Origin of the sequence: Pumilibacter muris (genome assembly GCF_943193045.1) — a bacterium.
In the GTDB taxonomy this organism is placed as follows: domain Bacteria; phylum Bacillota; class Clostridia; order Christensenellales; family Pumilibacteraceae; genus Pumilibacter; species Pumilibacter muris.
Window position 1 is genome coordinate 24,136 of sequence record NZ_CALPCN010000009.1, and the last position, 22,858, is coordinate 46,993.

Sequence of the window (22,858 nt, forward strand, 5' to 3'; positions counted from 1 at the left end):
CAGTAAGAAAAGTTTTTCGACTTAGATACTCGCTTAACGTGACGTTTGCTTTCTATGTAAGATTACCGGTTTACCTCGCGCAAAAACGACAAACGGTTAAAAAAAGAAATCCGTTCTTCGAGCGGCGCAGTCCACTCAAACTCGCGGTTTTCGGCGGGCATAACAACGCGAGGCTCGCGTTGCTCTGCTTTCGCCCACTCGGGAATTTCGCAGTTAAACACTTTTTGAACCGACTGCAACACCGCGCACACTTCGCCTGTAAGTCCGTAAACAACCGCTATATTTTTCACCGTTTCGAGGTCTATTATGCCGTTTTTCATTAGCAAGTAAATATCTAAAAGCTTATATAAATCCGTTTCTTTGCCGCGCTCCGCCATAAAGTATAGAACGCTCTCTTTATACTGGTGCAGAATAAGGTGTATGAAAAACCACTCGGGCGACGCGCCGTAAAGTCTTCTTTTTGTCTTGCCGCCGTACTGTTTCTTGCTAAGCAGCATTGCGTCAACAATCCGCTCTCCGCCCGTCGGCAGATAGTCCACCGAAAAGTTTACGTCCACCTCAATAAACGGCACGCGCTCGTTTTCGGTAAGCGCAATAAACGGCGCAGTCTCTCCGCGATTCATTCTCCGCGACACGATTTCGGCGCGCGAAAGAGGGTTGAATTTTTGCGTTTTCCAATCCCAAAAACCTTGCTTGAATCCCATGTTTTTTAAAGCGTTCGCTACTTCGGTGACACAAGAAGAACGCACCAAAATATCTATATCGTTAGAAACTCTTTCGCCGTCCGAATACGCAGGCGCGCCGCAAAAAACGGTATGAGCCAAAACGCTTCCCTTCAAAAAAATATAGTCGAGCTTTGCGCAATCGAGCTCGTAAGAAACGTCTTCTATCCACTTTCGCATCAGCCGCACTCTGTATTCTTGCCCTTTGAAAATTCCTTGCAATTTGCGCAATACAACAGTAGGAATTTTTATGTTTTTTTCTGCGGCTCTGCGGTAGAAAACGCCTGCTATTTTGTGCAACTCTAAAAAGCCGAGTATGTAATACCAATCGAAATCGGCGGCGCAATGCGGCTCTCCGCCCGTTAAGACGCCTGCTATAAACTTTATTTCGTCTCTCATCTGTTGCCCTCCGTTAATGCCGTAAGCGCGTTTTTCACGCTCTCGAACGCCGTTTCGGGCGGTTGCGATGTGTCTAATTTAACAAACTTTTCGCTCTTACTCAGCCGCAAAAATTCTTTGCTTACGTTATGTAAAAGCGGCTCGTTTAAGTGGCGGGTACACTCGTCGGGACGCGCCTTTATTCGCTCGATTGCAAGTTCGGGCGGAACATAAGCAAGAAAGGTCACGTCAGGTCGAACTATCTCTTTCGCCGCGTCGAAAAACCATTTTTCATGCCTGTATCCGCGCGCGAACATATTCGCAACCGAAGTATATATGTAGCGGTCGCAAACAACTATTTTCCCCTCTTTCAGCGCGGGAATTATGATTTCGGAATTATGTTGCACTCTGTCCGAAAGCGTAAGAAGTTGCACCGCGCGGTAGTTTATTTCGTCGTGACGGGAGCAATACATCATCTTCTGAAACAGCTTTGTTTTGCGCGACAAATCCGTAGGTTGCTTTTGCACTATTATTCTGTTTTCGCCGTAGCGCTCGCGCAAATATGCAACCGTTTTTTCGAGCATAGTAGTTTTGCCCGCGCCGTCCGTTCCCTCGAAAACAATCAGTTTGCCCGCATATTTTTGCTTACCGAGTTTAATCATTGCGCTTCCCTCTCAATATTATCTTTTCCGAACACGGCGCGCCAACCTGCGAACCCGTCTCGTCAGTATTTTCATTGTTCTCCTGCCCGTCATTTTCTACACCCGTTTTTTCTGCGTCCGCACCGTTATTCAAAGCGGACTGTATTCCGTCCAACAGCTCTTTGCTTGCTTTTAGTTCGGCGGCACTCTCCTCTTTGTTTTTGGGCGGAACAAGCTTTTCGAACACCGCGTAAAAAGTTAGGCTCAAACTGCTTGACGACAGCCACAGTGTTACAAACTCTTTGCCGAATGTTTTTTCTTGCGCTATAAAGGTAACGTAAAGTATGCTAAGCGCAAAGCCCAACAATAGCGGCAAGAAAACTATAAATCTTGTTATATTCGCGCCGTTTTTTGCTCGTTTTGCAAGTTTTTTAACGGGCAGTTTTATTACCGCCGTAAGCAGATTGACGCATAATGCGATACACACCGTTTCAAGTCCGTACTGTGCTATCGTTTGCAATATTTTCTCTTCCATGCGTTTACTCCTCTACGGGGTGAACGCTGCGGATATGCCGCTCGTCCAACCTGTTCGCCATGCGCGTGTCGTCGCTCCATGTCTGCGCTACGGTTTCCGAGTAAGAAACAACCGTGTTATTCATAATCTTTCCCGCCGTTTTATCGGCAAATATGCCGCAATCGAGCACGCAATACATTACGTTTTCGGTTATTATATTCTCCTTGCAGTTCTCGCCCGTAGCGTAAATTCCGCAACCGCTTTGACACTCGCTCGGCGCCATAAGAACTTCCATAATATTTCTACTTATTACGCAGCCGCCCGCATGCTGCTCAATAAGCCGAGCGTTTCTGCTCGTTGACGTTAAAACGTTGCCGGATATATTGCATTTATTTGCAAAGTTGCGCACGCTTCTGCCGCAAATCGTGTGAGTAGCCAAAATCTTATTGTTTTCGATTACGGCGTAGTCCCCTTTATTTTCGAGTCCTACGCATTTGCCCGCCCACTCCGCGATTATATTGTTGGAAGTTATAACAGAGTACAACCCCTCATTAAAAAATCCGAACGCGCTTGCCTGCTCAATTTCAAAGCCTTTATTGTGCGTTCCGTTCGCCTTTATATTGTTGCCTATAAATCTTCCGAACCGACCGTCGGTATATATCCCAACAGCCTTTTGCCGCTCGCCGTTCCCTTTATTCACCGCGTATATAAAGTTGTTCATAACGGATATGCTGTTCGCCCAGCGATTGTATATTCCGTATGCAGCGCATTCTTTTTCGTATTCTTCCGCTATACATTGCACTCGCACAGAACTGTTCGCCATAGTAAAAGCGTCGGCGCGGGTGTCCATGTGGGTATCTAAGTTACCGTTATTGAAAACGCCTACAAGATTCAACTGCTTATCCGACGCTATCTCTATATTACAGTTCTCTACATGTAGTCCGTAAGACGTGTTGTATATAGCCGAAAACGTTCTGCCGCTGTGCGCCGGATTTTTTATATTTATTTTTATGTCTAAGTTGCGAAAAGTAACGTTCCTTGCCTGCGGATGCACAAAAAACAAACTCCAGTCGCTTGTTGTGCAATCGCTTATTTGCACGTCGATTTCCGCATCGCTCCCGTCTATTACCACGTTCGGTCGCGTTACCCCTATTATTCCTTTAACGCACAGTTTCCCCACCGTAAAACTTCCGCTCTTGTTCACGTTGAGCTCTATTTTACCGTGCAGTTTTACTTCTCTGTTTAAACTATTGTTTATTTGCGCCTCTATATCGTTACGCGCCATGTTATTTTCCCTCCGCTTATTGATTGCAAAAAAAATATATCATAATATGCCCATATACTTCAATTCGCCGAAAACATGTTGGCACAGTGTGCCAAATCTCGACACACTGTGCCATTTTTTACACTAATTTGCGTTTTATCGTCCAACTATGCAACTACTTTTGTAGTATCCGACAATGTTTGTATAGTATAATTATGTAAGATATAAATCGAGGTAACTTACTATTTACGAGTTTCTGCAATCATCAGATATTTACGCAAGGTTCGATAAAATTCGCATCCAAAAAGGAATGTCTTTATATGCTGTCGCCAAAAAAGCGGGTTGCAGCAGCGAAGCCCTTTATAAATGGCGCGATAGGAAAACGTCTCCGAGTTCTTATCTTTTAGAGTCTATAAGCTATGCACTGGATATAAATATAATCGACCTATTATCCGACGACGCAACAGTCACTTTATCCGATGCTACCGATAAAGAAATTTTTAAACTAATAAAAGACTTCTCAAAAATAGAAAAAGCAAAATTACTCAATTATGCCCGTACGCTTATTGACGACAGACACACGAAAAAGCAGGCATAATACACTCGCTATAATTTAATGCACTTTAACTATATGTAAAATTCCGAAGCCTACAATATTGCTTCGGAATTTTACATATTTCCGCAACTATGTTCGTTAACTTTCGCTATCGCTTTCATCCTCTTCCCTTCTTCGTTATCCCAAAATAAACATATATAAGGAGAATATGATGAAAGATTACGTTAACGAAAAATTCCTGATGTCTGTCCTCAACTTCTATTCCGCAAACGCGGAACAAGACGATTGGACATTGAGCAAAACGGCAATTCAAGCTGCCATAAACAAAACTCTGAATTTTCTCGATACGGAAGACAAAGTTAACGCAACTAATAACGCGGAAATTTTCAAAGTCTGCATGGTTGAACAAAAAATTACCGTACATAATTGCGCCACAATAGGCATTAGTCGCAGAACATTTTACAGATATAAGCAACGCTATTTAAAGATTTTCGGCTCCTTCTTATATCAGTTTTCTCATTAAATTTTTTTGGCACCAAAAAAAATTTTCAATTATTTTCGAAAAAGAACGGCAAGAAAAGCCGAGAAAAACTCTCGGCTTTCATATCCCGTATCAAATTTTCAGACAAAGCTACTTGCGGAAAAACCATTGTTTCATTACGCCGAGCACCGTTTGCAGTTGCTCTTCGGTTATAATATAAGGCACCATAGCGTACATACAAGTTCCGAACGGACGGCTGAAAACGCCCCTGCGGGCTGCAAATTCTTTAAAGCCGCAAAGCGTTTCGGGTTCGTAAACTTCTATGCAAGCGCAACCGCCAAGCACGCGCACTTCGCGTATTCGAGGGTCTTTTAAGTCGGCGAGTTCTTTCTTGCAAACATTCTCTATACGCTTGATTTTTTCGATATAATTTCCGCTCTCGAACAACTCGATAGACGCGAGAGCAACACTGCATGCAAGCGCGTTCCCCATAAAGGTAGGTCCGTGCATCAGCGCCAAGCGCTCGTCGTCGCCGTAAAATCCGTTAAAAACCTTGCGGTTGGCAACGGTGACGGCGTGTCCTATATAGCCGCCCGTAAGCGCTTTTCCGAGCACGAGAATGTCGGGGCAAACCAAATCCGCAACAAAACGGTTTCCCGTGCGCCCGAATCCCGTAGCCACTTCGTCGAATATCAAAAGAACGTCGTATTCGTCGCACAGCTCTCTCGCGCGCTTCAAAAACTCCACGCCGTACATTTTCATGCCGCCCGCGCCCTGCAAAAGCGGCTCGACGAGCATACAATAAAATTCTTCGCCGTGCTCGCGGAAAACTTTTTCGAGCGCGTCCGTTTGAGTGGGAATATGAATAACTCCGTTTTTTTGCGGAAAAGCGAAATGATAGTCGCTGTCGTCCCCCGCTTCCATAGTTTTGAACGTGTCGCCGTGATACGCGTTTTTCAAAGCCAAAATTTTGTTCCTGCCGTTTGCGCAATTAGCGTTAAGATGCAATGCGGAATCTTCGATAGCGTTAGACATACCACCGTGATGCGCGTTTTTGAGAGCTAAAATTTTGCTCCTGTCGGTTCCGCGATTAACGTTAAACTGTAAAGCCATTTTGAGCGCAACCTCAACCGCGACGCTTCCCGAATCGGAAAAAAAGCAGTAGTCCAAATCTTTCGGAAGCCACGAAGCAAGCTTTTCGGAAAGCCTTTCGGCGGGTTCGTGAGTGAGCCCGCCGAGCATGACGTGCGCGAACTTATGCAGTTGCTCTTCGATTGCCGCGTTCAGCACGGGGTGATTATAGCCGTGAATCACGCTCCACCACGAAGAAACCGAATCTATAAGTTTTCCGCCGTCGGTATGCAAATACACTCCGTCGGCGCCGTTCACTTTCAGCGGCGGAGTCATTGTTTTCATTTGCGCGTAAGGATACCAAATCATATTTCTTCTCCATTCGTTTTTTCAATTTATGCGTGCTTATAGCCCTACAATAACGGACTGTTCGCATTAGCTATTCATATAAAAATTCGGGACTTACGGGAAACTCGCAAGCGCCGTTGCGAATCCGCGCTACAACCTTAACGCCCGTAAGTTTTTCGCACATAACGGCGTTATCCTCGCAAATCGGGTCGCCCTTAATAAATCTATTCATAATAATCCCGTTAAGCTTAAAGCCGCGAGCGCGCATATAATCCGCCGTTAAAACAACGGAGTTAATCGCCCCAAGCCCCGCATCGGCAACGAGAACGCAAGAAAGCTTCAACACTCGAATTACGTCGGTTAAATACAATTCTTCCCCGTCGTAACGAAGCGGACACACTATGCCGCCGCTTCCCTCTACCGTTATGTATTCGTAACGGCTTTTAAGCTCCTCGAACCTTTCGGTTACGCGGGCAAGCGAAACGGGATTTTTTTCTATTTTCGCGGCAAGATGCGGCGAATACGCTTTTTCATACAAATACGGGCACATTTCACATTCGGGTTGGTTGATACCCGAAATATTCTTAACGTATTGCGCGTCGCCCGCAATAAGTTTTCCCGTGTTGTCGCGCGAGTTTCCGCTCATTGCCGCCTTATAATACGCCGCGCTTTTTCCGTTCCGCTTTAAAGCTTTAACGAGCAACGCGGTTATATACGTTTTTCCCACGTCGGTGCCCGTTCCCACCACAAACAACCCTTTGCTCATTTCAAATTCTAACCTCGTATCCCAACTTATTCAAAAGCTCTATGTCGGTTTTCACGCTTATGCCCGCCGTAGTCAGCATGTCGCCCGTAATAGACGCGTTTGCGCCCGACTTAAAACACCCCTCGCCCTTATCGGCTATAAGCCCTCTGCCGCCCGCAAGCCTTATTGCCGCGTCGGGAATCACAAAACGGAAAACAGCTACCGCTCTTCTCTTTTCGTCGTCCGAAAGCAAAACGTTGTGCTCAAACGGAGTGCCCGCAATAGGATTTAAAAAATTGACGGGAACCGATTTAACTTTTAACTCGCGCAGTGCGAAAGCAAGCGCAATTCTATCGCTCCAACTTTCTCCGAGCCCCATTATTCCGCCGCTGCAAATCTCCAACCCCGCGCTTCTCGCCGCTTCGAGCACAAAAAGTTTATCCGCATAAGTGTGGGTTGAACAAATCTTGGGAAAATAGCGCTCCGAAGTTTCAAGATTGCAATGCGCGCGGCTCGCGCCCGCAGAACGCAAATCCGAATAAGCTTTTTTGCTTACCAGCCCCACCGACACGCAAACCGCTATTCCCACCTTTTCGCGCACGGCTCGCACGCTTTCGCACAAACTTTCTATTTCTTCGGGGCACAGTTTTTTGCCCGACGTAACAATAGAAAACCTCAGCGCCCCCGCTTTCGCGTTTTGTTCAGCCGCGCGCAACAACGCATCGGAACTCATAAGCGGATAACTTTCCACGCAAGCGGAGTAATGCGCGGACTGCGCGCAAAATTTGCAGTCTTCGCCGCACTTTCCGCTTTTGCCGTTCACAATGGAACACAGGTCGAATCCGTTGCCGCAATAACGGCTTCGAATTTCGTCGGCGGCTTTGCACAACTCTTCGAGCGGCGCGAACACAAGCGATTCCGCTTCCTCCACAGTAATCGCTTTGCCGAACAAAACTTTGTTTTTCAGCTCCGTAACGCTCATAAGTTCACCCCGCTTTTGCGTTTACAGAGCACGGGAATAAGCCGCTTTGCCACGATTGCCGACAAAAAACAAAGGAATATATCGCCGGGAACGGCAAGCACGAAACAATACAAAAACAACGCTTTTATTCCTATGCCCGTTTGAGTGTAAAAAGTGCAAATCACCCAGTAGTACGCAATTCCCAAAACATACACAATTAAAAGCCCCAAAAAGCACGCCGCAAGCAACCGCAAAAAAGACGGCGATTCAACCTTGCGCGCAACAACTCCCGTAAAGAACGTTCCCACCAAAAATCCCACCAAATAGCCGAATGTGGGTTGCAACACATAAAAAACTCCCCCGCCGCCCGTGAATATCGGCAAACCTATAAGTGCCAAAATAAGATAGCACAACACGCTTATAGCTCCCAACTTGCCGCCAAGCAACAACCCCGCCAAAGTGGTGAACAAAAATTGCAACGTGAACGGCATAACGGGAATGGGAATACGAATAAACGCGCCCGCAGCCGTAAGCGCCGTAAAAAGCGCGACAAGCGCCAAATCTTTTGTTTTCAAATTGTAAACCTCGCAAAATTTGTAGTTTACAATACTATATCACAGCGCCCGAACCGTTGTCAACCGAAATTTGAGAACGCTTTACAATTTGTTTTTTTTGTGTTATAATGTGGCAATCGAATTTGCGGAGATAAAAATTTTATGAAAACAAAAGACGCGGTGCTCGCGTTCTTAAAAAAACAAGCCGACTACGTTTCGGGCGAAGCGCTCGGAGAAGCGCTCGGCGTTACGAGAACGGCTATAAACGCGGCAGTTAAAGCGCTTAGGCAAGACGGCTACGAAATTTCTTCTTCAACAAACAAAGGCTATATTCTTTCATACTCGCCAAACTCAATAAACTGCGGAGAGTTGCTCACGTTGCTTCCCCCCGAACGGGTTGAAAATATTCTGTGCTTAGAGAGCGTAGACTCAACAAACAACCGCTTGCGCGAAATGGCGCTTGCGGGCGCGCCCGCCGGGCAAATAGTGATTGCCGAATCGCAAACCGCAGGACGCGGACGCTACGGCAGGCAGTTTGTTTCCCCCAAAGGAAAAGGCGTTTATATTTCGGCGTTGTTTCGCCCCGAATCGGTGCCGCCCGAGTCCGCCTCCACCCTAACGGCGTGGGTGGCTGTGGCAATTTGCAACGCTGTGGAAAAAACATGCGGCGTTCGTCCGTCGGTTAAATGGGTGAACGACCTTTTGCTCGGCAACCGAAAAATTTGCGGAATACTTACCGAAATGACAATAGAAAGCGAGAACGGACATATTCAATACGTTATCGTGGGCGCGGGAATAAACGTGAACGAAATCGAAACGGACTTTCCCGAAGAACTCCGAAGTATTGCGACTTCCGTATATGCCGAAACCGGCAAACAACATTCGCGCGCCGAACTTGCCGCGCAAATAATAACAGAACTCGACAAACTCGGAAAGCTTTGGCCTAACGAAAAAACCGCGTATCTTGCCGCATATAAAAACGACTGCGTAACGGTGGGAAAAACGGTGCGAATTTCGGGCAAAGAAGAAACTGTTTGTTACGCAAAAGAAATAGACGATAATTTCGGACTTGTGGTTAAGTTTAGCGACGGAACGGAAAAAACGGTGTCGAGCGGCGAAGTTTCGGTTAGGGGACTATACGGCTACGTTGATTGATTTTATTAAAGCCCGTTCGCGTCATATTGCGCGAGCGGGCTTATTTTAACCTTTATTTTTCAGAGTTGTTTTTCAACTTTTCGAGAGCGGTGCGAGCGCTCGCGCTGTTCGCGTCGGCAAACTCCGTCATGTTCTTCCAAAATCTTTTGGGCATGTGATTCATGCGACACCGTTCGTTATGTCTCTCTTTTATTTCTATTGTGTCGTAAAACATTTTGAACAACTCGCGGTATTTGAGCTCCTCCGCGTTCGGAGGCGGTTGATAATATTCTTCCAACGGAACGAAAGCTCTTTTCCCTCCCGAACAGACAAGCGCCACATAGCGGCTGCTGTCGTAAATCAAAAAACTTTCTTGCGGAAATCGAGCCTCGAAGTGCCCCGCTATAAGCGGCAACACGTTGGCCTTAGAAGTTATAACGGCGGTAAGCAATCCGTCGCTGTCGGAAAAGCGCAAAAATTGCAAAATGCGATGCCGTTCGTTCATTGTGTATTTTGCCGCGCCGTTCACCCTTGCAACGCAATTTTCGTAAAGCATTCTATACAGTTTTTCTCCCACCGAAAAACCCAACGTAAAATATTCGAGCACGTCTCTTTCTATTTTGGCAAGCTCGCTCAAATACGCGCGTTCGCCGAGTTTAAGCGCCTCGCGCCCCATTTTGCGCAATATGCCCTTTTTCACCCGCGCAACTTTTTCGTCGGTGGACTCTATATTGCGGCAAGGCAAAAAGCCGTCGTAACGCTTAACCACTTCCGACGGCATTTCTTTTAGCTCGAACATGGAAAACAGACAGCATAAAAGCCCGTCGAAACTTCCGTCGTACACATATATGGGCGCTGTTTTGTTGTTAAAGTATTTCATAATCTTTCGCTATAATATTTATCGTTTTAAAACGGTTGTTTTAGGTTAGGCGTTAAAATTGACCTAAAAGACTTTTCAGTTCTTCCTCGCCGCCCGCTTCGGGCTGAGCGTCGAAAAACGACATTTGTTTCGACGTAAGACGCGAATAGCTCACATCGGACAAAAGCGCGCGAATAATCGCGTTTTCGGTTAGCTTCACGTCCGAATTTTTTTCGCCGCATTCAATAAAGTAACGGGCACGCTTTAACACAACGCCCATTTTTTTGAGCGCCTGCAAATCGAGAGCGCGTGCTCTGCGCGCCGACACAATGCGTTTCGCGCTTGTCACTCCTATTCCCGGCACCCGCAAAAGCAGTTCGAACGGAGCTTTATTTACGTTCACGGGAAAACTTTCCAAATGAGCGAGCGCCCAATTACATTTGGGGTCGAGATACAAATTAAAGTTTTCGCCCTCTTCGAGCAATTCGTTCGCGGTAAAACCGTAATAACGCAAAAGCCAATCGGCTTGATACAGCCTGTGTTCGCGCAAAAGCGGCGGCTTTGTGTCGGTGCTCGGAAGCAACGACGAACTCACGGCGGGAACGTAAGCCGAAAAGAACACACGTTTTAAACCGAATTTTTTATAAAGCGATTCGGTTAGGCGAAGAATTTGACAGTCGCTTTCGTCGCTTGCCCCTACAATCATTTGAGTGCTCTGCCCCGCAGGCGCGAACTTAGGCGCGTGCTTAAACTTTGCAACTTCGTGCGACGACTCTTTAATTCCGTCGCGTATAAAAGTCATGGGCGACAGTATTGCGCCGCGAGTTTTAGACGGGGCAAGCAAATTTAAACTCTTTTCGCTCGGAAGCTCTATGTTCACGCTCATTCTGTCGGCATACAGCCCCAAACGGTAAATCGCGTCGGTGTCGGCGCCCGGAATCGCCTTAGCGTGAATGTAGCCGAAAAAACGGTATTCTTCGCGCAATATGCGCAAAGCTTCGGTCATAAGTTCGGTTGTGCGCGTGGGATTGCCCACAACCGCGCTCGAAAGAAAAAGCCCCTCTATGTAGTTACGTCGATAAAAGTTGATAGTGAGTTCGGCAATTTCGCGCGGAGTGAAAGTAGCTCGCGGAATATCGTTGGAGCTTCGGTTCACGCAATAAGCGCAATCGTAGGCACACACGTTGCTCATAAGAATTTTAAGAAGCGACACGCATCTGCCGTCAGCCGAAAAAGTGTGGCATATTCCACAAGACGCCGCCGAACCTATTCCCGTTCCGTCGCTGTCTCTGTTTACCCCGCTCGACGTGCATGCAACGTCGTATTTCGCCGCGTCGGTAAGAATTTTGAGTTTTTCGAACACGTCCGCCATTCCTATATTTTAGCACAAAAACACTAAAATAGCAATTTTTTTAAAACGGAAATATTTGCAAGTAAATACTCCCCCTTCTTCTTTCTTTATTCGTCGGAAAAATTAGCGAGCATTGCAAGATACTCTTCGATTTCAGTTAAACGATTATTCATGTGATTTAATATATCTTTAATCGATTTAATTTTATCTTCCACCTTATGTTCGTTATGCGCCCAACTATCACAAACATAATCTTGGGGAAAACCCTTTTGCTTCTTGTATTTATCGCTTTTTACGCAATGTCCGCAATAAAGCGGTTTAAAGCGCAATACACTTTCCAACACATAATGTCGCACAAAATATTTGCAATTTAAACAACTGTTCTTATTTTGCTTTTCCATTATGCTCAACTCCCTTTGAGTACGATATTAGCGTATAGTAAAGTAATAACTTACCTACGCTTGTAAAATTAAATCATGGAAGATATTTTCACTCTTAGATTTAGAGAAGCAATAAAAACTTCGGGGATAACTCAGGTAGAATTAGCTAATCGAGTAAAAATTTCAAAGCAATGTATCAGCGATTTTAAAAGCGGAAAATCTTTTCCGAGTATTCAAACACTGCGTCTATTATGTAAATATTTAGACGTATCCGCCGATTACCTTTTAGGTTTGGAATCGTATTAAAACCCAAGCATTACATATATTATAGTCAGATAATATCGTACTGTCAAGTAATAACTTACCGATTGTCTTAAAATAGTTTTATGCAAGACATATTTACAATGCGATTTAACGAAGCTTTAAAAAACTCCGGCATGAAACAGACGGAGTTGGCTCGGCGCGTAAACGTATCTAAGCAAACTATTAGCGATTACAAATCGGGAAAAGCTCTTCCGAGCATTCAAACTTTAAAGTTGCTTGCCAAAAATTTGGATTGCAGCACAGATTTTTTGTTAGGTTTATCGGATATATAACAGATTGCTTCTCTACGCTCGCAATGACACGGAAAAACTGTCACTGCGAGCGTAGCGTGGCAGTCCCATGCATAGAACAAAGATTGCCGCGTCGCCTTACGGCTCCTCGCAATGACATGCACTCGTTTTTAGTATATTATACCCCTGCCGAAGCGCCGCCTTCAAGACTTGCGCGCAACGCGTCTAACAAATTCAGCACGTTGCCCGCCTTGCGTTCTTTGGGCGTTGTAACGTCTTTGCCCGCAATTTTGGCGTCTATCGCTTTCATAAGTTTTTCGCGGTATTCGTCGCGGTATTCGTCGGGACTGAACGGCTTTGTCATGCTGTCTATAAGCGTGCAAGCAAGATTCAGCTCCTCTTTGCTCGCGGCGGGAATATTAACTGCGGGCGGCGGCAAGATTTCGGACGGAAAATACAATGTGCTCAAAATTGCTCTGTCGCCGTCGGCGCGCACCGCAACAAGAGTTTCTTTATTGCTCGGCACGGCTTTAGCTATTCCCACTTTTTTCTGTTTTTTAAGAGCGGACACAAAGAGCGAATACGCCTTTTCGCCACCCATAGGCGAAAGATAATAACTTTTTTCGTAATATACGGGGTCTATTTCGGAAGCGGAAACAAATTGCGTTATTGTGATTTGCTTGTCGCGTTCCGATTTTATTTTGTCAAGTTCGTCGTCGGTAAAGGTAACGTATTTCCCTTTCTCGTATTCGTAGCCGCGCACAATTTCTTTGTGTTCAACCTCTTCGCCGTCGTCGTTCACTTTTTTATAGCGAATACGGCTTCCGTTTTTATCGAGCATATTAAAGCCCACGTCGTCGTGCCGAGCCGCCGCCGACAGTTTTACGGGTATATACACAAGTCCGAACGCAATCGAAGTTTTTGTAAGCATAAAAAAACCTGCCTTTATTTGCGTTTAGTTTGCGCAGGCAGGTTAAAAAATATATGTGCAGTCAAATAGCGTCGAACGTAAGCGAGCCGCTTTCTTCTCTTGCGCTTAAAAGTTCACGCTCGGTTAAAACCGCAAGCAATCTGCGGGCGGCTCCCAAATTCCCGTCGAACACCCGCTCGGCTCCGAGAAGCGATTCGAATATGTAGCGAATAAAAACGTAATGAGTGCAACCGAGCACGAGAGCGTCCGGCTTTTCTTCCTCAACTATGCGCTCCGCCTCCCCTCTAAGCGAATCGAGAGAATGCAAACCGTTTTCTATCATTGACGCAAGCTTAGGTTGCGGTCTAACCGCGACGCGCGCGTCTTTGCACTTATCGAGCAATTCTTTGAACTTTGGCTGACGCGAAGTTGCGGGGGTGCAAATCACAGTAATTTTGCCGTTCGGAAACGCCCTAACTGCGGGTAAGAGCGCGGGTTCGAGCCCCACGAACGGAAGCTCGTAGTCGTTGCGGAGCGCGCAAATGCTCGATTCGGTTGCGGTGTTGCATGCCGCCACAACCGCTTTGCAACCGTATTCCGAAAGCTTATCCACGCACGCGCACGCTCGCAAAGCTATTTGATTTGCGGGCAAACTTCCCCAACCGCCTTTGCGCGAATCGGAAACATACACAAAATTTTCATGCGGCAATAATTTGCGGCAAGCGTCGAGCACGGTAAGTCCGCCGCTTCCGCTGTCGAAAATGCCGATAGGCGAATCGTTCATACTCAACCATTATATGCGGCGGCGTTAAAAATAATTATAGGCGAACGCACTTTCCGCGACTTTTGCGGCAAAAAGCTTCGGTTACAGCCGCCGCGAGTATGTCGGCGCAGTCCGAAACGTACACGTCTATGTCTTTGGGCGTAACAACCATTTTGCCCACGTCGTCCATCGCGTTTTCGGGGCACTCTTTGCCTGTGGCGTCTTCTATAATGGTAGACGCGTACACAACGAGAGGCACGCCGAGCGACACTACCGGCACGCCGAGCGATTCGCGGCAAAGCCTTGCGCGGTGATTGCTTACCCCGCTGCCGGGAGTTATTCCCGTGTCGGTCGCCTGAAATGCCGACGCTATGCGCGATACGGCGGCGGACGCCAAACTGTCTACCGCTATAACCGCGTCGGGCGAAGTGCGCTCCACCACTCCCGCAACAACGTCGAAACTCTCTATGCCCGTAACGCCGAGCACGTTAGGAGTGAGCACCCCTATTTTAGCCCGCTCATTCTCTTGCGGCAGATGCCGCGCCGCCATTAAAGACGCGCACGTTTTCGCGCCCAAAGAATCGGCGGTCATGTTGGGGTTACCAAGCCCCACAACAAGCACGCTTTCCGTTTTATTCGGCAAAAGCCTTTTTAGCGCGTCGCCGAGTTCGCAAGCTATTTCGCGGTAGCGCTCGCGGTTTCTCTCCAACACGGCGCGGCTTTCAACCGTGCAATATTTTCCTTCGGGGCGGCGCAATTTTTCGGAAAGTTCTTTGTTCACCGTAACGGTAAAACTATGAACATATTCGGGCTGAGGGCAATCGTCGGGCAAAAAGTCGCAAGCCATATCTGTTCTTTTCATAAACATTAACAGTTTGCACCAAAAATGTTGCTTTTAATCACTTGCATTTAGCAAAAATTTATGATAAAATAAATAAGTTAGTGAAAAAAATTATAGAATCAAGGAGAATTATCCGTGCCAAACATTAAATCCGCGAAAAAACGCGTACTTATTATCGCAAAGAAAAACGAACAAAACCGCGCTTACAAAACGCGTATGAATCACGCCATCAAAAAGTTTAATAACGCTATCGACGTTAACGACATTGAGGGAGCTGAAAAGCTTTTGCCCGAAACCATGTCGGTTATAGACCAAACCGCTTCTAAAGGCGTTATTCACAAGAACCAAGCCGCAAATAAAAAATCCGCTCTCGCAAAACGCCTCAGTGACGTTAAGAGCGGTAAGCTTGTTATTGTTATAAAGAAAGACAACAAAACCATAGCTGCGGAAAAAGCGAAAGCGGCTCAGGAAATCCGCGCTCAACAAAAAGCGGAATACCAAGCTAAGGCGGCGGAAAGAAAGGCCGCGCGTTTAGAAGCCGAAAAAGCTAAGCTCGAAGCCGAGCAAAAAGCTAAAAAAGGCAAAAAGAAAGACGCCGACAAAAAAGCCGAAGAACCTAAGGAAAAGAAAACCAAGAAAACCGCCAAAACCGAAGAAAAGGCAGAAAGCGCCGAAGCTCCCGCAGAAAAGCCCAAAGCAAAGAGAACAACCAAGAAAGCGGAAAAGCCCGCCGAAGAAACTCCTGCGGCACCCGAAGAAAAAGCGGAATAATTTTAAAATTGCGAATAAACCAAAAAACACAGTCGGATTCGACTGTGTTTTTTTGCTTGCATTTTAAAACGAAACTTTTTATCTCATCATTACTTCTTGCAAAGTAAAATATGTGGCTTGCCAAACCGCGCCCGAAAGCGCCGCAGGAACGTCTTTGCCCATAGCGGAATAACGCACTCTCACGCCGCCGCCTAATTTGGATTTGCAAAATTCCAAAAAGCCGTCGCCCAAAAGGCAAACTTTGCCGCTCAGCACAGCTTCGCCAACGTCGAGAAAACGCATAACGTTCCCCACCCGCTCTATTTGCGCACCCACGCAGCTCTCTACCGCGCTCACGGCTTTAAGTTCGCCTCTGCGGTAGCTTTCCGCAATGTTTTCGTAATCTGCCCCGAAAGCGCTTATAAGCCCCTCAAACGGATTTTCGGGCTCGTAGCCTTGCATTCCGTTGTCGCCGCAGTAAACGTTGCCGCCGAGCATAAACGAAGCGCACGCATAATCGTCGAGGTTAAGAAGCACGGCGTTTTTAATTCCGTTGTTCAACACGCCGTATTTCGACTCCGCAATCATTTCATAGTCGATATTTCTGCGCGCAACCGTATGCGCAAACGGAAACTCTTCGCCGAATTTCTCGCTCACAGCCAAGCTCGCTTCCGAAAAAGTTTTGCCGCAAAGCGGCGCCGACGGAATACCGACGTAAATATTCTTTAAAATCTTTTCGTTTAAACGCGGATGTTTTTTAAGATTTTTAACTTGCGCCGCAGCGTAATCGAGCAAATCGCCGAGCGACGCGAAATTATTTTCGCATTCGCTCTTGTTTACTTGAAAACCGCGCATATCAACGTAATACACATACACCGCTTTTTTCATGACTATAACAGAACACGCGATTGCGCAATCGCCGTTCACTCCGTATAGCTTAGGCGGACGCCCCGCGCCGGAGTCGCGCAGTTCCGAAAGCACAACAACGTTTTTCTGCCTTAATTCGTTTATAACTTTGGCAAGAGCGGTGTGGCTCAGCTTTAACTGCTCCGACATTTGCGGCATTGTAGACTCGCGCTTTAAAAGTATGTCTATAACCGCGCTCTTGTTGTCTTCCCGTATGTCTATTTGCTTTTTACCGTAAATTTCCATATCTGTACTATTATATCGTGACATGGGATATTTGTCAAATAAAGTTTCAAAATTCATATAAGGCATACAAATGTTTCTCCCGCTAAAATTTTATGCAAAATTTGAAACAAGCGCGTTATAAAAGTTCTTTAAGGCGCACCGCTCTTCCCTCTTTGCGCGATATTTCCGCGCCTATAACAAGCAAATGCCCCGCTATGGAATCGTCAATCGACGTGCAAGACACCGACGCGGTTTCGCCCGCCGCACGCGCGGCAAAGTCGGCAACAAGCCTAAGGTCTCCGCCCGAATGGGCGCCGGATACGTCTTCGGTTATGCGCACCGATTCTTGCGAATAAGACGCTTTCATGGCGTCGTAACGGCGCACAGTGAATTCGTTTTCTTCCAAAAAGCCTTCTATTTCGCCTTGCGAACACACTATATGTATTCGCCTGCCCGCGCGAGACGCACCGCCCGTCATATCGAGAGTTGCGGTTGCGCCGCTCTTAAAATGCACCAACACCGATTGATGGTCAACAAGGTCGCGGCAAGCATAAGCGCATTTGCCGTGAGGGTTCACGGTTTCGAGCAGCTTTTTGCGCTCGTCGTAATCGTTTACTTGCGTCCAGTCTTTATTCGGAACGTCCGCCCACACAAGGAAAGGAAATTCGTTGTTGTCGAGATACAGTTTTCTTGCCGAATACGGGCAGTCTTTTTCTATTTTGCAATCCGTTAGACAACGCGTTCCCGCGCCCTCAGGTTTGTTACGTTCGCAAAAAACAGAACGCGCTCCGAAAGAGAAAACCTCTTCCGCCTCTTCGCCGCCCGCAAGCCACACTATTAAGTCGAGGTCGTGGCAGCACTTAGCCATGAGCATTCCCGAACCGCATTCCGCTTCGCTTCCCCATTTGCCGCGAATATACGACGAAAGCATGTGCGCGATTCCGACGTTTTCGGAACAATAAATATGTTCGAGCTTTCCGAGTTCGCCGCTAAGCAACAACCGCTTTATTTTAAGATAAAACGGCGCATAACGCAAAACGTGACAAATCATAAGCACTCTTCCGCTATCGCGCGCCGCGCGTTGCAATTCTCTAAGTTCGCGCGGATTGCTTGTTATCGGCTTTTCCAAAAGCACGTCGTATCCCGCTTTAAATAGCGGCAACGACGTTTTAACATGCAAACCGTCCATAGTGGCGTTTATAACCGCGTCGCAAAATTTTTCGCGCGCGTAAAAATCTTCGGGACGGAGAAAACAGTTTTCGTCTTTTAAATTATATAGCTTTTTCGCTTTTTCAAGCCTTACGGGGTTAGGTTCCACGCACCCCGCGATTTCGAATTTTTCGGGAGCGCGACGTGCGTATTCGGCATAAATTTGCCCTCTGTCGCCAAAACCCATAACAACGGCAGTAACTTTTTTCATTTCTTTTTCCTCTTTTTAATGCAAGTTCTTAAAGCTGTGCATACCGTATTCGAATATACAATGTCCCTTAAAAAGAAGAAGGGAGAAAATCGCCCTTCTTCCTTTTATTCGAGCACGTTATTATTTTATGCGCGGTTCTTTTTACCTCTGCGAGCCGCTATAAAAGCCGAAGCGCCGAGCAAGCAAATCAAAGCCGATACAACCGAAACGCTTGCACCCGCAACCGCGCCGCATTTTTTCTTTTTCTCGGGAGCGGGTTCGTTCGGCTTTTCGGGATTATCGGGGTTATCGGGATTGTTCGGATTGTCGGGGGTTTCGGGCACGTCGGCATATTTCGTGCCGCCTATTTTTGTAACGAGCAATTCATAGGGCGCCATTCCCGCGCTACCGCTTGCCGAGAACGTCACATATACGCCGTCTTTAAAGAGCTCGGGCGTAATAGCCTCGTCCTCTATGTCGAGACGCAAACCGTTCACGAGCAAATACAGTCCGTCTTCGTCGGAGCAAAGTTTCACCGTATAAGCCGATTGTTTATAGTCGAGTTCGTCCGCTTCGAAATCGAAGAAATCTTCATCTTCTATTTGAATAGTGCGTTCGCCGCAAATCGGAAGTTCGGTTTTGCCGTTCACGGGTTTGATTTCGGTCATGTTCATGTTACTCGTCCAAAAGTCCACGCGCACGCCGTCGCTTTCGTATGTGGTGGCGTTTGCAACGGGATAAAAACCTATTTGCATTTGGAAGCTGCCAACAGCCAAACGGGGCGCGTAAATCATGTTAAAACGCACTTCGCTGTTCTCGTTGAGCGTCATTTTCTCTTTTGCAAGCACTACGTTGTCGGTAGGCAGTTTCTGCTCCACTCTGTCGTATACGTCGGGTTGCACGCTGAGGTATAACCCTTCGTCATACTTTTGCACTTCGCTAACGTTGCCGCGATAGGTGAAATTGTGGTAGAACGAGCTTTCCGTTTTTGTCTTTGCGTCAGCCACGCGCGCGTCGAGCGCCGCAACTTTCGCTTCCGTAAGTTCGCCTATAAAGTTCGCCGCCTTGTAAGCGTCCCAGCCGTCGAGCGCCGCTTTTGCGGAAACATATCCCGCCGACGAATTGAATTCCGAAGCCGTAGCCGTCTCTATAACTTTTATGTGCGCGTCCGCAACCGCTTCTATCGATTTTTTAAAGTAGCTTTTCCCTTTCATCGTGTTTTTAAGTTCGTCTATTTGCGCTTTAAAGCCCGCGTTGAGCAAGTCGTACTTAGACCAATCTATAGCGTTGTACGCCGTTACAGTCGCCGAAAGCGCCGTGTCCTCGTTATCGGGGGTTACCGCGTCGAGCGCCGCAATATAACCTTCGATAGGAGTTTTGAGCTCTGCGAATATGGCGTCGCCGTTGAGCGCCACTATCTTATCCCTTGCAGCGCGAACGTCACGTTGTTGGTCTACATTACCGAATTGCGTCAAAAGTTTTCCGTATGCCTCGTCGGTTCCGAACTTATTGAGCGCAACAGCCGCATCTATATCGCTTTGATTCTCGCTTTCTTCCGCCTTTGCCACCGCCGTAGTAAACGCAGTAACCTGAGCGTTGAGCGCTTCTTTATACGCCGCACCGGGCGCTTTATCGTTTACGCTCATCAGGTTAAATTCAACTTCGCCCGTCGCTTGCCCCGCATTGGGATTATAAACGTTAAAACTTAAATATGCGTCGCCGCTTTCGGTAAAATCTTTGAAAAGATTTGCAAAACCTGCCGTATCCTTATTTCGCGTTTCGCTTATGTCTCCTGTCGTGGCACCCGTCGTTACAATGGAAAACGAAGTGTCGCTATATGTAAGCGTTACGGTATCGGCATGCCATGCGTTTACGTCGGCGCCCATAAACGGCTGCCCCAAAGGCGACCAAACGGTAGTATCGTTATTGCCCAATATCCATGTGAAATAATAGCCGGGCGTAGCGGAATTAGGATAATTCATAACCGTCATTGCCATATGAATACCGCCGCCGCCACCGGGAGGGGGCGCTCCCGCAGGGTCTGTTTGCATTCCCGCAAGGAAATATGCGTCGTCCGTAATGTTCACGTCATGCAAAACTACGGTTACGCCGTCTTTCACATCGAAACGATACCCGTCGCCTAACTCGGCGGCCGTAGCACGCGCGCCGATACCGGGCGTAGGGTGCATAACAAAATGCACGGTATCGTCGCTCATTAATTTCACGGAATCCTCTTTCCCCGAAATTGTGTTCATTGTAAATTGTTTAAAAACGGGGTCTGTCATTACTTCGGCGGGTGCTTGCTCTTCAGCGCGGGCAAATAAAGCGTACCCCCCCCCGAACATTGCCGACGCCATAGCAAAAGCCAACAGCACCGACACCGCAAATCTTGCGAACACACCTTTTGTCTTACACATGTTCTTTTCCTCCCAGAAAAATTTTTTTATTTCAATATACCTTGTAAGGAAATATTGCCGAGTGTTGCCGAGACGTCCCACGCGCCGGGTAATTCCCAGCCTATGTTTACGCCGCTTATTATGCAGTCGCTCAGGTGCGTATTCGGCATAAAGCCGCTTTCTTTCGCCTTATCGAGCGCCTGCGAAATATAAGGCAAGATGTCGAGTTCGATTTCGTATTCTTTGCCGAGCACGAAGTTTTCATTATTCATTAGCGTTTCGGCGCCCAAGCTGTATATAAAGTTGCCCGCGTTGCCGCCCGCAAAATCTTGCGAATATGCAAGCGTCGTTTTCTCGTAGCGAGTGTCGAAAAACGCAAGCCCGAACCACAAAAACGCGTCGTTTTTAAAATCGTTTATGTAGTAGAATTGCAAGAATTGCGCGGGAAGAGTTTCGCTCGCGGGCTTAGTTTCTATTGCGCCCTTATTTGCCTTAGTAATCGAAAAATCGACGCTTGCCGTCAAGCTTTCGAATTCGGAAAGCTTGTGCGATTTCACTTCTTCCGAAAATGATTGCTCTATAAGAAGATGAGGCCAAAACACACGCGAACTTGCCGATTCGTCGTATTCTTTTGTAGCGTCGAGCGCAAGCGTAAGTTTGCCGTTCGTTCTGTCGAGTTCTATGTGCTTGCTTTGGTCGTCAATCGTCATTTTTTGCGTGGTAATCACAGGCTTTACCAAGTTGAAGTCATAACGCGTGTACCACTGCGCCATGCTCCACACGGGAGTCTGCCGCCCGAACTTTACAATGCTTTTCGCACCCGTTCCGTCCGTTGCCGAATCGGTGCCCAAAAGCCTGAACCCATACGAAAAGTCGGCGTCGGCAATCGCTTGCAATTCATTGATTGCGGGCGGTTCGGGTTTTTCCTCGTCCGGCTTTTTATCATCTTCGTCGGGTTGATTGTCGTTGGGCGTTACGGGTATTTGTTGTTCTTTATCAGAATTATTCGGCGGCGAGAGCGAATTGCCGCACGCGAACGCGCAACACGCAAGCACCGCCGCAAGCAAAATAACAATAAGCTTTTTCATACCGCATTCTCCTTTTTCGTGTATCTCACGCCCATGTCGTGAATTGTTGCGGAAAGTTCCCATACGTCGAACATTTCATATCCTATATTCATACCCGTAATCGACGCATTATCAACTGTGGTGTGCGTCATAAATCCCGCTTTGTGCGCGTCGTCGAGCGCGGTTTTAACCGCAGCTTTAAGGTCCATAGTAAAGCCCGTTCGCTTGCCTACTTTCACAATCTTATCTTTGCCTATCGTTTCGTCTGCGCCGAACGTGTAAATGTAGTTGCCCGCAACGCCGCCCGCATTGTCTTGCATTGCGTTGTGCGGCGCATACACGCGTTTGGGGTCGTATAGGTTAAACCCGAGCCACAAAAACTCGCCGTATCCCTCGCCGGGATTTAGGTTTGACACATATACGAACCATGCGAATTGCGAATTCAGTTCCAAACTGCTTACGCCGAAATCTTTGGCGTGGCTCACAGATTTGTTAAGAGTGAAATCGATGCGAACTTCCATGCTTTCGCAGTCCGATATTTTTACGCTCTCCACCGACGTGGGCGACAGCAACAAATGCGGCCAAAACGAGCCGAGCGTTGCGGCGTGTTGCGGAGCGGAAAAATCTTTGCTCGCGTCGAAGTCAAGCGTAATTTCGCCCGTCTCGCGGTTGAGTTTCACCGATTTGCTACTATCGGAAAGAGCAAAGCTCGTTTCGGTGATAATCGGTTCGGTTTTTTCCAACTTGTTGCGCGAATACCATTGAGCTATGTGCCACACCGGTTCTTGACGTCCGAACTTGATGCTTTTTTGCTTGTCGCGCTCGGCGGCGTCTATCTTTCCGTCGTCGGTATACCCCGTTCCCAAAATATCGAAGCCGGTAGAAAATTTCGCGTCGGGAAACACTTCGTATGTTTTAACTTCGGGTTCGGGCGGATTTTCGGAACCGCCGCCGTTTTCCCCCGTTGTTCCCGTGCCGCGCGAATCGGAACCGCAGCCCGCAAACGAAAACGCGAGCAAAAATCCGAGCAACAACGGTAACAGTTTTTTGAAAATTTTTCTCATATTTTGCCTCCTTTTTTTCCGCCT

At 47.2% G+C, this 22,858-nt stretch carries 25 protein-coding genes; 6 read left to right on the forward strand and 19 right to left on the reverse strand.

Annotation, left to right across the window (positions count from 1 at the left end):
• Positions 1-62: 62 nt before the first annotated feature.
• Genes NFR62_RS09220 through NFR62_RS09235 form a run of 4 tightly spaced genes read right to left on the reverse strand, consistent with a single transcriptional unit; the run spans position 63 to position 3,540 of the window.
• Complete coding sequence (locus NFR62_RS09220; protein WP_251617699.1) at positions 63-1,121, reverse strand: nucleotidyltransferase family protein; 1,059 nt, start codon at positions 1,119-1,121, stop codon at positions 63-65.
• A complete protein-coding gene (gene tmk, locus NFR62_RS09225; RefSeq protein WP_251617701.1) occupies positions 1,118-1,762 on the reverse strand; it encodes a dTMP kinase in 645 nt (214 codons plus the stop codon). Before tmk ends, NFR62_RS09220 begins: the two co-directional genes overlap by 4 nt.
• Entirely contained in the window at positions 1,755-2,276 is a 522-nt protein-coding gene (locus NFR62_RS09230; RefSeq protein WP_251617704.1) for a hypothetical protein, read from the reverse strand. The genes tmk and NFR62_RS09230 overlap by 8 nt, the downstream gene beginning before the upstream one ends.
• Positions 2,277-2,280: 4 nt before the next feature.
• The gene (locus tag NFR62_RS09235) at positions 2,281-3,540 is read right to left on the reverse strand and encodes a hypothetical protein (RefSeq protein WP_251617706.1); all 1,260 of its coding nucleotides are present in this window, start codon (positions 3,538-3,540) and stop codon (positions 2,281-2,283) included.
• 271 nt (positions 3,541-3,811) lie between these two features.
• Between NFR62_RS09235 and NFR62_RS10225 the strand changes: the two genes are divergently transcribed.
• Together NFR62_RS10225 and NFR62_RS09240 are read left to right on the forward strand one after the other, a co-directional pair.
• Positions 3,812-4,117 carry a helix-turn-helix domain-containing protein gene (locus NFR62_RS10225; protein WP_420851367.1) on the forward strand — a complete coding sequence of 102 codons (306 nt, stop codon included), beginning with the start codon at positions 3,812-3,814 and terminating at the stop codon, positions 4,115-4,117.
• Positions 4,118-4,283: 166 nt separating this feature from the next.
• The gene (locus NFR62_RS09240) at positions 4,284-4,598 is read left to right on the forward strand and encodes a hypothetical protein (protein WP_251617708.1); all 315 of its coding nucleotides are present in this window, start codon (positions 4,284-4,286) and stop codon (positions 4,596-4,598) included.
• A 108-nt stretch (positions 4,599-4,706) separates the two neighbouring features.
• Here NFR62_RS09240 and NFR62_RS09245 read toward each other — a convergent pair whose 3' ends face one another.
• The 4 genes from NFR62_RS09245 to NFR62_RS09260 all read right to left on the reverse strand — a co-directional run bounded on the left by NFR62_RS09245 (position 4,707) and on the right by NFR62_RS09260 (position 8,256).
• Entirely contained in the window at positions 4,707-5,996 is a 1,290-nt protein-coding gene (locus tag NFR62_RS09245) for an aspartate aminotransferase family protein (protein ID WP_251617710.1), read from the reverse strand.
• A gap of 70 nt (positions 5,997-6,066) precedes the next feature.
• A complete protein-coding gene (bioD, locus tag NFR62_RS09250; protein ID WP_251617712.1) occupies positions 6,067-6,741 on the reverse strand; it encodes a dethiobiotin synthase in 675 nt (224 codons plus the stop codon).
• Between the two features lies 1 nt (position 6,742).
• Complete coding sequence (bioB, locus tag NFR62_RS09255; protein ID WP_251617714.1) at positions 6,743-7,702, reverse strand: biotin synthase BioB; 960 nt, start codon at positions 7,700-7,702, stop codon at positions 6,743-6,745.
• A complete protein-coding gene (locus NFR62_RS09260; RefSeq protein ID WP_251617716.1) occupies positions 7,699-8,256 on the reverse strand; it encodes a biotin transporter BioY in 558 nt (185 codons plus the stop codon). Before NFR62_RS09260 ends, bioB begins: the two co-directional genes overlap by 4 nt.
• Positions 8,257-8,397: 141 nt before the next feature.
• On the opposite strand from NFR62_RS09260, the gene NFR62_RS09265 reads away from it, so the two are divergent.
• Complete coding sequence (locus NFR62_RS09265) at positions 8,398-9,390, forward strand: biotin--[acetyl-CoA-carboxylase] ligase (protein WP_251617718.1); 993 nt, start codon at positions 8,398-8,400, stop codon at positions 9,388-9,390.
• A gap of 52 nt (positions 9,391-9,442) precedes the next feature.
• On the opposite strand, the gene NFR62_RS09270 is transcribed toward NFR62_RS09265, so the two are convergent.
• From NFR62_RS09270 to NFR62_RS09280, 3 genes are all read right to left on the reverse strand, one after another.
• Positions 9,443-10,249: a TIGR03915 family putative DNA repair protein gene (locus tag NFR62_RS09270; RefSeq protein WP_251617719.1), complete on the reverse strand. Its 807-nt coding sequence runs from the start codon at positions 10,247-10,249 to the stop codon at positions 9,443-9,445.
• 52 nt (positions 10,250-10,301) lie between these two features.
• Positions 10,302-11,600, reverse strand: a complete 1,299-nt coding sequence (locus tag NFR62_RS09275; RefSeq protein WP_251617720.1) for a putative DNA modification/repair radical SAM protein — start codon at positions 11,598-11,600, stop codon at positions 10,302-10,304.
• 86 nt (positions 11,601-11,686) lie between these two features.
• The gene (locus NFR62_RS09280) at positions 11,687-11,980 is read right to left on the reverse strand and encodes a hypothetical protein (protein ID WP_251617721.1); all 294 of its coding nucleotides are present in this window, start codon (positions 11,978-11,980) and stop codon (positions 11,687-11,689) included.
• A 75-nt stretch (positions 11,981-12,055) separates the two neighbouring features.
• On the opposite strand from NFR62_RS09280, the gene NFR62_RS10230 reads away from it, so the two are divergent.
• Entirely contained in the window at positions 12,056-12,265 is a 210-nt protein-coding gene (locus NFR62_RS10230) for a helix-turn-helix domain-containing protein (RefSeq protein WP_420851366.1), read from the forward strand.
• Positions 12,266-12,363: 98 nt separating this feature from the next.
• Positions 12,364-12,555, forward strand: a complete 192-nt coding sequence (locus NFR62_RS09285) for a helix-turn-helix domain-containing protein (protein ID WP_251617722.1) — start codon at positions 12,364-12,366, stop codon at positions 12,553-12,555.
• Between the two features lie 136 nt (positions 12,556-12,691).
• Here NFR62_RS09285 and ku read toward each other — a convergent pair whose 3' ends face one another.
• The 3 genes from ku to gpr form a co-directional block, all read right to left on the reverse strand.
• Positions 12,692-13,444, reverse strand: a complete 753-nt coding sequence (gene ku, locus NFR62_RS09290) for a non-homologous end joining protein Ku (RefSeq protein WP_251617723.1) — start codon at positions 13,442-13,444, stop codon at positions 12,692-12,694.
• 61 nt (positions 13,445-13,505) lie between these two features.
• Positions 13,506-14,207, reverse strand: coding sequence for a glutamate racemase (locus tag NFR62_RS09295; RefSeq protein WP_251617724.1), 702 nt, complete (start codon positions 14,205-14,207; stop codon positions 13,506-13,508).
• A 34-nt stretch (positions 14,208-14,241) separates the two neighbouring features.
• The gene (gene gpr / locus NFR62_RS09300; RefSeq protein ID WP_251617725.1) at positions 14,242-15,048 is read right to left on the reverse strand and encodes a GPR endopeptidase; all 807 of its coding nucleotides are present in this window, start codon (positions 15,046-15,048) and stop codon (positions 14,242-14,244) included.
• A gap of 114 nt (positions 15,049-15,162) precedes the next feature.
• Between gpr and rpsT the strand changes: the two genes are divergently transcribed.
• Positions 15,163-15,798 (forward strand): 30S ribosomal protein S20, encoded by a 636-nt coding sequence (gene rpsT, locus NFR62_RS09305; protein ID WP_251617726.1) that lies wholly within the window; start codon positions 15,163-15,165, stop codon positions 15,796-15,798.
• Between the two features lie 78 nt (positions 15,799-15,876).
• Here rpsT and NFR62_RS09310 read toward each other — a convergent pair whose 3' ends face one another.
• From NFR62_RS09310 to NFR62_RS09330, 5 genes are all read right to left on the reverse strand, one after another.
• Positions 15,877-16,929, reverse strand: a complete 1,053-nt coding sequence (locus NFR62_RS09310) for a hypothetical protein (protein WP_251617727.1) — start codon at positions 16,927-16,929, stop codon at positions 15,877-15,879.
• A gap of 115 nt (positions 16,930-17,044) precedes the next feature.
• On the reverse strand, positions 17,045-18,328 hold the full coding sequence (locus NFR62_RS09315; protein ID WP_251617728.1) for a Gfo/Idh/MocA family protein: 1,284 nt from the start codon (positions 18,326-18,328) through the stop codon (positions 17,045-17,047).
• A 125-nt stretch (positions 18,329-18,453) separates the two neighbouring features.
• Positions 18,454-20,724, reverse strand: a complete 2,271-nt coding sequence (locus NFR62_RS09320; protein WP_251617729.1) for a hypothetical protein — start codon at positions 20,722-20,724, stop codon at positions 18,454-18,456.
• Between the two features lie 26 nt (positions 20,725-20,750).
• Positions 20,751-21,791: a hypothetical protein gene (locus tag NFR62_RS09325; RefSeq protein WP_251617731.1), complete on the reverse strand. Its 1,041-nt coding sequence runs from the start codon at positions 21,789-21,791 to the stop codon at positions 20,751-20,753.
• Entirely contained in the window at positions 21,788-22,834 is a 1,047-nt protein-coding gene (locus tag NFR62_RS09330; RefSeq protein ID WP_251617738.1) for a hypothetical protein, read from the reverse strand. The genes NFR62_RS09325 and NFR62_RS09330 overlap by 4 nt, the downstream gene beginning before the upstream one ends.
• Between the last annotated feature and the right edge of the window lie 24 nt (positions 22,835-22,858).